This is a genomic window from Streptomyces sp. NPDC041205 (genome assembly GCF_055591765.1).
Map to the genome: position 1 here is coordinate 102741 of NZ_JBVIZH010000008.1, position 11045 is coordinate 113785.

The 11045-nt window shown below is 72.8% G+C and carries 11 protein-coding genes; 6 read left to right on the forward strand and 5 right to left on the reverse strand.

Annotation, left to right across the window (positions count from 1 at the left end; genetic code table 11):
• Positions 1–116: 116 nt before the first annotated feature.
• Together ACZ6BG_RS30240 and ACZ6BG_RS30245 are read right to left on the reverse strand one after the other, a co-directional pair.
• Positions 117–734 (reverse strand): TOPRIM nucleotidyl transferase/hydrolase domain-containing protein, encoded by a 618-nt coding sequence (locus tag ACZ6BG_RS30240; RefSeq protein WP_469007406.1) that lies wholly within the window; start codon positions 732–734, stop codon positions 117–119.
• Positions 735–799: 65 nt separating this feature from the next.
• Positions 800–1132 carry a hypothetical protein gene (locus ACZ6BG_RS30245; protein WP_469007407.1) on the reverse strand — a complete coding sequence of 111 codons (333 nt, stop codon included), beginning with the start codon at positions 1130–1132 and terminating at the stop codon, positions 800–802.
• Between ACZ6BG_RS30245 and ACZ6BG_RS30250 the strand changes: the two genes are divergently transcribed.
• The 3 genes from ACZ6BG_RS30250 (at position 1121) to ACZ6BG_RS30260 (ending at position 4291) form a co-directional block, all read left to right on the forward strand.
• Positions 1121–1297, forward strand: coding sequence for a hypothetical protein (locus ACZ6BG_RS30250; protein WP_469007408.1), 177 nt, complete (start codon positions 1121–1123; stop codon positions 1295–1297). The two genes, ACZ6BG_RS30245 and ACZ6BG_RS30250, sit on opposite strands and share 12 nt — an antisense overlap.
• A 448-nt stretch (positions 1298–1745) precedes the next feature.
• Positions 1746–2300, forward strand: coding sequence for an NUDIX domain-containing protein (locus ACZ6BG_RS30255; protein WP_469007409.1), 555 nt, complete (start codon positions 1746–1748; stop codon positions 2298–2300).
• A 23-nt stretch (positions 2301–2323) separates the two neighbouring features.
• A complete protein-coding gene (locus tag ACZ6BG_RS30260; RefSeq protein WP_469007680.1) occupies positions 2324–4291 on the forward strand; it encodes an ATP-binding cassette domain-containing protein in 1968 nt (655 codons plus the stop codon).
• 91 nt (positions 4292–4382) lie between these two features.
• Here the strand turns inward: ACZ6BG_RS30260 and ACZ6BG_RS30265 are convergent, their stop codons facing one another.
• The 3 genes from ACZ6BG_RS30265 to ACZ6BG_RS30275 are packed head-to-tail and all read right to left on the reverse strand — an operon-like array spanning position 4383 to position 8291.
• On the reverse strand, positions 4383–6449 hold the full coding sequence (locus ACZ6BG_RS30265) for an iron ABC transporter permease (protein ID WP_469007410.1): 2067 nt from the start codon (positions 6447–6449) through the stop codon (positions 4383–4385).
• A gap of 4 nt (positions 6450–6453) precedes the next feature.
• Complete coding sequence (locus ACZ6BG_RS30270) at positions 6454–7434, reverse strand: ABC transporter substrate-binding protein (RefSeq protein ID WP_469007411.1); 981 nt, start codon at positions 7432–7434, stop codon at positions 6454–6456.
• Positions 7431–8291 (reverse strand): ABC transporter ATP-binding protein, encoded by an 861-nt coding sequence (locus ACZ6BG_RS30275; RefSeq protein WP_469007412.1) that lies wholly within the window; start codon positions 8289–8291, stop codon positions 7431–7433. Before ACZ6BG_RS30275 ends, ACZ6BG_RS30270 begins: the two co-directional genes overlap by 4 nt.
• Positions 8292–8573: 282 nt before the next feature.
• Here ACZ6BG_RS30275 and ACZ6BG_RS30280 point away from each other — a divergent pair, with 282 nt between their 5' ends.
• The 3 genes from ACZ6BG_RS30280 (at position 8574) to ACZ6BG_RS30290 (ending at position 11042) form a co-directional block, all read left to right on the forward strand.
• Positions 8574–9665, forward strand: a complete 1092-nt coding sequence (locus ACZ6BG_RS30280) for an alpha/beta hydrolase-fold protein (protein WP_469007413.1) — start codon at positions 8574–8576, stop codon at positions 9663–9665.
• Between the two features lie 435 nt (positions 9666–10100).
• Positions 10101–10568, forward strand: coding sequence for a hypothetical protein (locus tag ACZ6BG_RS30285; RefSeq protein WP_469007414.1), 468 nt, complete (start codon positions 10101–10103; stop codon positions 10566–10568).
• Positions 10569–10631: 63 nt separating this feature from the next.
• Positions 10632–11042, forward strand: a complete 411-nt coding sequence (locus ACZ6BG_RS30290) for a hypothetical protein (RefSeq protein ID WP_469007415.1) — start codon at positions 10632–10634, stop codon at positions 11040–11042.
• The last annotated feature ends 3 nt before the right edge of the window (positions 11043–11045 follow it).

An 11045-nucleotide genomic window follows, 5' to 3' on the forward strand; every position in this document is an offset into this window, starting at 1 on the left:
CCCAAGTCGATCTTCGCCAAGACCGGGGTGCGCAGCCGCCGGGAGCTGGTCACGCGCGTGTTCACGCCGGATCGCGGCGCCTGACGACCGCGTGCCGGACGGCTGGCGTACAGCGGTCAGAGACCGGCGAGGAGGCCGTCGAGCGGGGCGGGTACGCGGTCGGGATCGAGCGCCTCGACGAGGACGCGGCCGTAGCGGACCTTGCGTCCCCCCTTCGAGCCGAAGAAGCGCCGCACCTGCTGGTGTGCGGTGCGGCCCTGCTGGGCGGGCTGGCGCTGGAGGGTCTGCAGGGCGCGCAGGTCGCCCTCCTCGCGGACCAGTTCCTCGACCCGTGGCACGCCCAGCGCGCGGATCAGCTCGTCCTCCAGGTCCGCCGCGCAGACGAAGACCTCCTCCTCGGCCGCTCCGGCCCGCTCCAGGCCGCGGTCGTAATAGGGCCGCTCCGCCTCGTCGCACAGTCCGGTCAGGCGCAGGCCCAGGCCGGGTGGCCCGAGGAGCCGGGCGAAGCGCCCGACGCTCATCGCCCCGCCCATCGACAGGACGCAGACCCCCTCGGCCGCCAGGTTCCGGCCCCGGCGGGCGGCCAGCGCGTTGACCGCTTCGGCGTCGCTCGGCCCTTCGAGCAGCACGACCGAACGGACGGCGAGGTCCTCGGCCAGCTCGCGCGCGGGGTCGCCGGGGCCACCGGCCGCCCACGCGGTGACCGCTTCCCGGAACTGCCCCATGTCAGCCATGGGAGGAGTGTCCGCTGTTTCCGGCGGCGGCGGTAAGGATTTTCCGCGCGGCGGGTCGGGACCGGTCAGCGGGTGACCTGTGCGCCGACCCGGTTGGTGGCCTGTTCACTGGCCCGTCGGGTGGTGTGCTGGCCGGCCTGTGCGATCGACTGTTCGCTGGGCTGTGCGGTGGCCCGTTCCCCGTCCTGCTCGGCGGCCTGCGCGACGACGCGCTCGATGGCCCTGACGGCGACCTCGGGCTCGTCGGCGTAGCGGGCGTGCCCGCTGTCGCGGGCTCCGATCCCTTCGCTGTTGCGGGACACCGCCTGCCACTCCTGCTGGCCCTCGGCCCAGTCCTCCTCGAGTCCCGGCCCGTACGTGGGCACCTTCGCGAGGTACCGCTTGCCGTGCTGGATCACCCGCACCGGGATGTCACCGGCGGAGCGGACGTCCTGGCCGGTGAGGACGAGCCGTTCCGGGTTCTTCCCCGCGTGGCTCGCGAGGTTCTGGTCGCGCAGGTCGCCCGCCGGGCCGGTGGCGGACTCGGGGATCCGCTGCGTGAGGTCGGCGACGGCGGTGGGTGAGGTGGCGCATCTCTACGGGGCCACCGCACGCAAGCCATGGCCGAAAGCGCACATGCGGGGGCACGGCCGCGCGCCTCGTCGACACCGCACCGTGCACCCCGCTGGAGCGCCGCGCTCCCGGGTGGGGCAATACCCCCGACGAGTGAACAGCCACGCACGAGTGGTTCGATTCCCCGCCCTCCGAGACGGCGCAGGCCCGGCGCCGCCCCCTCGAACGTTTCGGCGACGGTTCGTCCGCCCGTCGGCGTGACGCACGGCTGATCAGGCACGTTCTCCGGACACTTCCCTGACCCCGCTCCCGAGGAGACCTCGTGAATACCCTTCCTGCCCCTGCCACCGACCCGTGCTTGTTCGACAATCCCCGGCCCCGTGACACACGCCCCGTGCAGCGGGTTGACGCTGCCCGCCGCGCCGTCCGCGCAGCACGACCGTCACCGAGGTGGTGGGCATGACCGACACGAAGACCCCAGCCGACGACGGCGGCCGTGCGAGCGGGCGGTACCGGCACGTCACCCACGTCATGCTGCTGTTGCAGCGCAGCGACGGACGCGTGCTCACCGTCCGCCACCGGATGTCGTCCACTCACTCGCCGGGGCTGCTCACGGTGGTCGGCGGACACCTGGAGGAGGGCGAGTTCGCCAAGCAGGCCGCGTTGCGGGAACTCGTCGAGGAGACCGGGGCACAAGTCGCCCCGGCGGATGCGGAGTTCTGCCAGCTCGTGCACTACCTGAACGGGGCCGGAGAGCGCTCGATGGGCGTGGCGTTCACCGCGCGCCGATGGCAGGGCGAGCCGCGGAACGCGGAGCCGGACAAACACACGGGCCTGGTGTGGGTGCAGCCCGGCAACGCGCCGTCCGACTGCCACCCCTACACCCGTACCGTCCTCGCCAACTTCGCCTCGGGCACGACTCTTTACGAGGAGATCACGGCGCCGGACGAGGCGGTCACCCCGCCGGACGAAGCGGCCACCGCACCGGCGACGGAGCGGGGTGGCGCGGCGTGAAGCGGTTCTTCGGACGCGTACGCATGGCCGATCCGGTGGTGTCCCGGGCGGAGGAGGAGCTGTTCGGCGGACCCCTGCGGTACGACATGGGCTGGTCCGAGCACGAGCGGGCGCGGCTCGACCTGACGATGGTCACCGCGATCCGGGCGATGCCCCGCCTGGTGCGCGGCACGCTGCGGCGGGCGTGGCGGGCCGACCGGTCGTCACTGCTGGGCGTGGGGACCAGCGAGATCGGGCAGGGCGTCGCCGCCGCGGCGAGCCTGCTCGCGGTGAACGCCGTCATGCACGCGCTGCTCGGGGCGGGCGATCCGGTGGACCGGCTGCGTTCCGCGCTGCCCGCGCTCGCCGTGGTGGCCGGGGTGGCGGTGGCCAGGGCCGGGTTCGCGGGCTGGTCGACGTCCCGGGCCGGGCGGCTTGAGCCGCTGGTGGAGCGGGTGGCGACGACGGAGTATCTGGCGGCGGCCACGGAGGTGGAGTTGGAGGCGATCGAGGATCCGGAGTTCCGGCGGCTGATCGATGTGGCCCAGCAGGGGGCTTCCTCGGCCCGGCGCATGATCAGCGCCTGCGTGGCCGCGCTGAACGGCACCATCAGCCTCATCGCCACGGCCGGTGTGCTGGCCGTGCTGCACCCCGCGCTGCTTCCGCTGCTGTTGCTGATCGCGGCCCCGCGCGGGTGGGGTGCGATGCGGGTGGCGCAGGAGCGGTACGCGTCGGTGATGACGTGGGTGGAACACCTGCGCGCCAGCAGGCTGCTGGGCAACCTCCTGACGGAACGCACGGCGGCGCAGGAGGTACGCCTCCACCGCGTCGGCCCGTTCCTCCTCGACCGCTACCGGGGCATGGCCGAGAGCGCGGAGACCGAACAGCGGCGCCTCGCCGACGGCAAGGCGCTCACCGAGCTGGTGGCGGCCGCCCTTTCGGGCCTCGCCATGGCCAGTACGTACGGGGTGATGCTCTGGCTCATCGTCGCCGGGCACATGGAACTGGCGGTGGCGGGCACGGCCGTGATCGCGGTGCGCTCGGGCTCCGCGAGCCTCGGCTCGCTCGTGATGAACGTGAACCAACTGCACGAGGAGAGCCTGTACGTCCGCGACCACGAACGGTTCCTGGAGGAGGCCGCGCGGCACGCCATCCCCCGGGGCGGCCGGGCCGTGCCGGACGCCGTCGCCGGGGTCGCCCTGGACAACGTCACCTACCGCTATCCCGACCGGGACGAACCCGCCCTTGACGGGGTGTCGCTGCACGTCCCGATGGGCTCGGTCGTTGCCGTCGTCGGCGAGAACGGGTCCGGCAAGTCCACCCTGATGAAGGTCCTCGCGGGCCTGCTGCTGCCGCAGACCGGCTCCGTGCGCTGGGGCGAGCTGCCCCTGAGCGACCTGGACCGCTTCGACGTCTTCGAACGCGTCACCCTCCTCACCCAGGACTTCGAGCGCTGGCCGGTCACCGCCGCGATGAACGTCCGCCTCGGCCGCCCCCATCAGGCGCCCTCCGCCGAGCAGTTGGGCAGCACACTCGACTACGCGGGGGCGACACCGGTCGTCGCCAAGCTCCCCCACGGGACCCGGACCCTGCTTGCCCGGATGTTCCGCGGCGCCTCCGAGATCAGCGGCGGCGAATGGCAGAAGGTCGGCCTCGCCCGCGCCCATTGGCGCACCGAGACCTCCCCTGCCGACGGCCTCCTGATCGTCGACGAACCGACCTCAGCCCTGGACCCCGAAGCCGAGATCGAAGCCTTCGACCACATCCGCCGACTGGCCGGCCCCCGCCGCGCCGTCGTCCTCGTCACCCACCGCATGTCCGGCGTCCGGCACGCCGACACCATCCACGTCCTCAGCCAGGGCCGCCTGGTGGAATCCGGCAGCCACACCGACCTGATGGCGGCGGACGGCCGCTACGCCGCGATGTTCCGCACCCAGGCCGCCCAGTACGCGCCCCACCCCCGCGCGGGGGTGCCGCGCCCCGGCACACCACCGGTGGCGGACCTCGCCTGAACCCTCGCCCGATGACGGAGTGAGCCGGGGCGCCCGAAAGGGCGCCCCGGCTCAGCCGTGCTCTGCCGGGCCTCGGCCCTGCGTACCCGCCCTACCGCCGACTCCGTACCAGCAGATAGAGGAAGTACGGCGTACCGATCACCGCGGTCATCAGCCCGGCCCCGAGCTGCGCCGGTGCGATCACCGTGCGGCCCACCAGGTCGGCCGTGCAGACGAGGACGGCGCCGAGGAGCACGGCGACCGGAACCACCCGGACGTGCTGGCGGCCCACGAGGGCCCGGGCGGCGTGCGGGGCGACGAGGCCGACGAAGCCGATCGTGCCCGCGGCGGCCACGGCGGTGGCGCTCAGCAGGACGCTGAGGACGAGGAGGCCGAGGCGGCCGCGGCTCAGGTTGAGGCCGAGCAGCCGCGGGGTGTCCTCGTCGAGGGAGACGAGGTCGAGTTCGGTGCGGCGCATGACCGCGACGGCCAGGCCCACCGCGAGGACGATCGCGAGTGGTACGACGTCGGTGAAGCTCCGCCCGTAGGTCGAGCCCGAAAGCCAGGTGAGTGCCTTCGTGGCGTTGAACGGGTCGGTGAGGATGATGAGCAGGCTGATGACGGCCGCCGATCCGGTGGCGACACCGAAGCCGACGAGGACGAGACGGTTCTGCTGGAACCCGCCGCGCGCCGCGAGGCCGAAGACGAGGACCGAGCTGAGCGCGGCGCCCGCGAAGGCGCCGGCGGTGATGCTCCACGACCCGGCCGCGGGGACCGTCGTCACGAGCAGGACGGCGCCGACCGCGGCGCCGTTCGTGACGCCGAGGACGCTCGGTTCGGCGAGGGGGTTGCGGGTCACGGCCTGGATGAGGGTCCCGGCGAGGGCGAGCGCCGCGCCCGCGAGGAGGGCGGCGGTGACACGGGGCACGCGGGTGTCGAGGACGAAGGTGATGGCCTGGCCCGAGCGGCCCTGCGCCCAGTTCGCCACGTCGCCCAGGAGCAGCTTGCTGTCGCCGATGAGCACGGCGGCGATCGTCACGCCGACGAGCGCGAGCACGAGGACGGCAGTGGTGACGACGAAGGTGGTCCGGCTCCGGATGCGCAGCCGCTCGGTCGGCATGGCTCCGGCGGTGTCCCGGGTCCGCGCGGCCATGACGATCAGGAAGACCGCGCCGACCAGGCTGGTGACGACGCCGGTCGGTACGGCGACCGCGGTGTCCGACGGCACGACGGCCCGCAGGAGCACGTCGGAGCCGAGTACCAGGGCCGCGCCGGTGAGGCCCGCGAACGGAAGCCGCGCACGCGACTTGGTGAAGGCGCGGAACCTGCGGGCGAGAGGGCGGACGAGGGCGGGGGCGCACAGGCCGACGAAGCCGATGGGTCCGGCGAGGGTGACGGCGGCCGTGGAGAGGAGCGCGGCGAGCACGACGGCGGTGACGCGGGTGGAGCGCACGGGGACGCCGACACCGCGCGCCGCGTCGTCGCCGAGGGCGAGGGCGTCGACCCGGCGGGCGAGCAGCACGAGGCCGACGAGGCCGACGGCGGCGATGGGTGCCATCTGGAGCACGCCGTCGAAGCCGTTCTGCGCGATGCTCCCCTGGTTCCACTTGAAGAGGCCTTCCGTCTCCTGGGGGAACAGCAGGAGCAGGCCCGAGGTGACGGCGGTGAGGCCGAAGGTGAGGGCGCTGCCGGCCAGGACGAGCCGGACCGTTCCGGCGCCGAGGCCGGAGAGACCGAGGACGACGGCGGCCGCGGCGAGGCCGCCGACGAAAGCGACGCCGGAGGAGGCGAGCAGCGGCAGCGAGACGCCGGTGGCGGCGGCGATGCCGAGGGCGAGGTAGGAGCCCGCGTTCACGGCGAGGGTGTCGGGCGAGGCGAGGACGTTGCGGCTGACCGCCTGGAGGGCGGCGCCCGCCATGCCGAGGACGGCGCCGACGAGCAGGCCCGCGGTCATGCGGGGCAGCCGGGAGGCGATGACGACGGACGAGTCGCCCGCCTCGGCCCGGCCGGTGAGCGCCTTCCAGACCTCGGGGGCGCCGACCGAGGCCGTGCCCTGAGTGATGTCCACGACCGCGAGGGCGGCGACGAGGAGGACCAGTGCGGCCGTCACCGCGGCCGCGCCCGTACGTGACGCGACTGTCGACGGACGGGTGGCGGGGGTGGTCGCGGTGACGGCCATGGCGTTACTTCTTCAGGGCGTCGACGACGGAGTCGACGTACTGGTTCATCGACTCAGGACCGCCGAACATCCAGATGCCGTCGGGCAGCCGGTGCACGTTGCCCTTCTTCACGAACGGCAGCGACGTCCAGACCTTGTCCTTCTTCAGGACACCGGCGAACGGGTTGCTGCCCTTGTCGTCGTCGTTGCCGATGTAGGCGAACTCCACGTCCTCGTCGAGCTTGGTGAGGCCCTCGACGTCGGTGGTGCCGAGGCCGTAGACCTTGTCGCCCTTGACCTTCCAGTCGTTCTTCAGGCCGAGCTTCTCGTTGACGGCGCCGATGAGCGAGCCGCTGGTGTACGGCCGGATCGAGGTCTGGTTGCCGGTGACGTAGCCGTCGGCGAAGGCGTACTTCGCGCCGCCGTGACCGGAGGCGGCGATCTTCTTCTTGCCCGCGGCGAGCTTCGCCTCGAAGTCCTTCTTGAGCTTCTCGGCCTGCTCGGTGGTGCCGGTGGCCTCGGCGATGAGGTCGAGGTTCTTCGTCATCTGGCCGATCGGGTCGGCGGCGTCGCTGGCCTTGACCGTCAGGACCGGGGCGACCTCGCGCATCTGCTTCACGGCGGCGGCGGGCAGGTCGGTGGTGGCGAGGATGAGGTCGGGCTTCAGGGACGCGATGGTGTCCATGCTCGGCTCGCCACGGGTGCCGATGTCCTTGGGGTCGTTCTTCAGCGGGACGGCGCTGCCCCAGGCCTTGTAGCCCTTGACGTCGGACACGCCGGCCGGGTCGACACCGAGGGATATCAGGCTCTCGACAGCGTTCCACTCGGTGCCGACGACCTTCTTGGCGGGGCCGTTCAGCTTCACCTTCGCGCCGGTGGCGTCGGTGAGCGTGAGGGTCTCGGCGCCCTTCTTCGCTTCGTCGTCGGCGGACTCGGTGGTGCCGCAGGCGGACAGGGTGAGGGCCGCGGCGGTGGCGGCCGCCGCGGTGATCAGGAGGCGCTTCATGAGGTGGTGCTGAGCCTTTCGCTTCGCGAGTGGTGGCGGCCGATGGCGCGGGTGCGCAGGCGACCGGTGAGCGGATCGGTCTCGACGTCGATGCGGATGCCGTAGGTGTCGGTCAGCCGCTGCGGCGTCAGTACGTCTTCGGGGTCGCCGTCGGCGATGACCCGCCCCGCGTCGAGCAGGACGACGCGGTCGGCGACGGCGGCGGCCTGGTCGAGGTCGTGCAGGACGGCGCCGACGGCGATGCCGTGGTCGTCCGCCAGGTCCCGCATGAGGTCGAGGAGTTCGACCTGGTAGCGGAGGTCGAGGTGGTTGGTCGGCTCGTCGAGCAGGAGGACGCCGGTCTCCTGGGCGAGGCAGCCGGCCAGCCAGACGCGCTGGAGCTGCCCTCCGGAGAGGTGCTCGGCGCCGCGTTCGGCGAGGTCCGCGACACCGGTCAGGGCGAGCGCGCGGTCCACCGCGGCCCGGCCGCCCGGGTCGGCCTTGCCCCAGCGGCCCCGGTACGGGTAGCGGCCGAATTCCACGACGTCCCGGACGGTGAGCCCGCTGGGCGTGGGGCGCCCCTGCGTGAGCAGGGCGACGTGGCGCGAGAACTCACGGAGGCCGAGGGCGAGGCCGTCGGTGTCTCCGTCGATGACGATTCGGGCGGTCCGGGGTCGCTGCAGCCGGGCGAGCGTGCGCAGCAGCGTCGACTTCCCGCTGCCGTTCGGCCCCACCAGGACGGTCACTTCGCCCGGGCGCAGCGTCATGGAGGCGTCGTGTACGACATCGACGCCCTCGTACGCCACGGTGACGCCCGTGGCGAGCAGTTCATGACCCTGGGGGCGCGTGGCCTCGGCGGTCTCTTCACCAACATGCACGCCCGAAGGTTAGCCTAACCTTACGGGTTGGTGAAACGGGGTCCCGCGATCGCCGCAAGGCGAATTCCGGCCAGCCTCTCGCGCGGGCGTCCGGACGCCCGCGCGCCTGCCCGCTCCCAGGTGCCGGGCGCCCGGCACCCTTGATTCCCAACGGCCGCCATCGCGGGCCCTTCCGGCAGCGGGATCGGGGCTGGAAGGGACGGCCACCCTGAAGTTAGGCTCACCTAATCAGGGCAGGTTCAGCTCTCCCTTCTCCCTCTCCCCTTACGCAAGGAGACCTTCATGCGTGCCGAAGTGGCCCCGGCCTTCGCCGAGTTCGGGCTGTCCGGCGTACCCGGCACCGACGCGTTCTGGGCGGCGGCGGGGACACCCGCGTCGATACCCGCCGCCGACGGCGGCTGGGACACCCTGTTCCTGTGGCGCGGATCCGCGGCGACCGTCGACTTCGAGAGCTGGTCGAAGCCCGTGCCCCTGCGCCGCTGGGGCACCACGGACTGCTGGTACGCCCAGGTGCGGATGCCCGCGCGGCTGCGGGTGACCTACCGGTTCCTCGCGGGCGACGTCGCGTACGCCGACCCCTTGAACCCGGTCGGCGCGGGCGGCGACCGGTCCATCGCCGCGACCCCGGACGCCCCGGCCCAGCCGCACTGGCCCGTCATCGGCGCCGATGACGTCCTGCCCGTCCCGCGCACCCGGATCCGCTGGGCGAGCGAACGGCTCGGCGGGCGACGCACCGTGCGGGTCCACCCGGTGGGCGGCGGCGGCCCCGTGGTGCTGCTGCTCGACGGGGACGACTGGCTGTACCTGCACCCGGCCATGAGCGCGTTCGACGCGGCCGCCGCCGACGGCGACCTGCCTCCGGCCACCCTCGTCTTCCTCCCCGCCAAGGACAGGGAGGCCGAGTTCGTGTGCCGCCCCGAGCTGTGGGAGGCGGTCCGGCACGAACTCCTTCCGCTGGTCGCGGAGGCCGACGTACCGGCCGACCCGGACCGGCTCGTGGTCGCCGGGCAGAGCCTCGGCGGGCTGAGCGCGATGTACGCGGCGCTGGAGTTCCCTGACCTGGTGTCCCGGATCGCCGTCCAGTCGTCGTCGTTCTGGTGGACGCCCGAGGCGATGGACCGGACGGACCCGCTGGGCGGACCGGTCGGGGGTGCCATCGCCGCGCGACTACGGGAGCACCCCGACCTGTCCGGTCTCCGGGTCGCCTTCGACGTGGGAGAACACGAGGCCCGGATGCTGCCCCACTGCGAGGTGGTCGAGACCCTGACCGAACAGTCCGGTGCGACCGTGCGGGTCTCACGGTCGGCGTCGGACCACGACCGTGCGGGGTGGCGGCAGGCCCTGCTGCGGGATGTCGCCTGGGCACTCGCCTAGGACCTGTCAGGGGGACGGCCCCGGGCACGCGCGCAGGGCCTGTCCGGAGGGTCGGCCCTGGGCACGCGCTCAGGAGTCCGGCCGTCCCGGGACATCTGTGTCCCAGCAGGTCAGAGCCCTTGGGATCCCGACTTCCGGGAAGCGGACGGGATGCGGTTGTGAGCGTCGGGCGGCCCGCCGCAGACTCTGGTCACGCCCCGTCGGCGGCATGGCCGGACGGGGCGAACCGAAGGCAGGCGCAGACGCCTTCGCCGGCACGGGGGCCGACGAAGAGCCGTTCGAGTGAACCTGCGCCTGCCTTCCTCACACGACCGTTCCGCCTGCCCCGCCGACCGTTCCGAGAGCCGCAGGATCGCCTGGGCGAACTCGCGTACGAGATTCGAGCGGGGCAGCTGCACAGGTCCCGCGAGCCCCCGTCGACCCCATCAGGAAGGCATGACACACATGCACCGATACGCCGCAGCCGTCGCCGCACTGGCCGCGTTGGCGACCGGACCCGCCACCCCGGCAGCCGCCTCCGCCCTCGCCACCCCGACCGCCGCCTCCGCCCCCACCACCCCGTCGGCATCGACGTCCGCGCCCTTGGTCCCGGACCGGGCCCCGCACCGGCACGCCAAGAGCGTCCTCTTCGACATGTGGTTCAACGGACAGGCCTCCTCACCGACCCTGAGCATCCAGTTCGGAGCCCACCGCTACACCCTCAAGGCGGACTGCGACAGCGACGCCCTGGTCGGGCAGCTCTACCACTCGACGACCGGGGTCGACCCCGCGGTCGGCCGCGCCTTCTCCGTCCCCTGCAACCGGGCCCCCAAGACCCTCAACTACCAACTGCGGGGCGGCTTCTACTACTTCCACTTCATCTCCGGCGTCGACAACACGCACATCGTCGCCGACGGCGCCTGACACGGCCCCGCCCCCGCTTTCCGCGCTCCCACACTCCGCCAGAGAGAAAACGGAGACCTCCCCATGCGCACTCTCCTCGCCGCCGCCACAGCACTCCTCGCCGTGGGCCTCACCGGCGCCCCGGCCCACGCGGGTGAGGCCCGGCAGCAGCCAGCCGCACCCGCGACCGCGCCGCACCACGCCGCCGCTTCCGTCGACTTCGAGGTCCGGTTCAACACGTACGGCTACTCACCGAAGACACACCGCCCACAGGGCGACAAGCAGCAGGTCACGCTGTCCGCCTACTGCAACAGCGACATCGTGGCCGGGCAGCTCTACCACGTCACCTGGGGCCGCGACCGGCCCGTCGGAAACGTCGTCAGAATCGCCTGCGGCGGCAAGGCGACCCCCACCTACCACCTGAGCGGCGGGGAGTACTACTTCTACTTCCTGTCGGGCGTCGACAACACACGGGTGGTCGGCGACTGGCACTGAGCC

Bases quoted from the DNA above. Each gene is read 5' to 3' on its own strand.
- ACZ6BG_RS30255 (WP_469007409.1), top strand. From the start codon at position 1,746: ATGACCGACACGAAGACCCCAGCCGACGACGGCGGCCGTGCGAGCGGG.
- ACZ6BG_RS30270 (WP_469007411.1), bottom strand. From the start codon at position 7,434: ATGAAGCGCCTCCTGATCACCGCGGCGGCCGCCACCGCCGCGGCCCTC.
- ACZ6BG_RS30285 (WP_469007414.1), top strand. From the start codon at position 10,101: ATGACACACATGCACCGATACGCCGCAGCCGTCGCCGCACTGGCCGCG.
- ACZ6BG_RS30260 (WP_469007680.1), top strand. From the start codon at position 2,324: ATGGCCGATCCGGTGGTGTCCCGGGCGGAGGAGGAGCTGTTCGGCGGA.
- ACZ6BG_RS30290 (WP_469007415.1), top strand. From the start codon at position 10,632: ATGCGCACTCTCCTCGCCGCCGCCACAGCACTCCTCGCCGTGGGCCTC.
- ACZ6BG_RS30240 (WP_469007406.1), bottom strand. From the start codon at position 734: ATGGCTGACATGGGGCAGTTCCGGGAAGCGGTCACCGCGTGGGCGGCC.
- ACZ6BG_RS30280 (WP_469007413.1), top strand. From the start codon at position 8,574: ATGCGTGCCGAAGTGGCCCCGGCCTTCGCCGAGTTCGGGCTGTCCGGC.
- ACZ6BG_RS30265 (WP_469007410.1), bottom strand. From the start codon at position 6,449: ATGGCCGTCACCGCGACCACCCCCGCCACCCGTCCGTCGACAGTCGCG.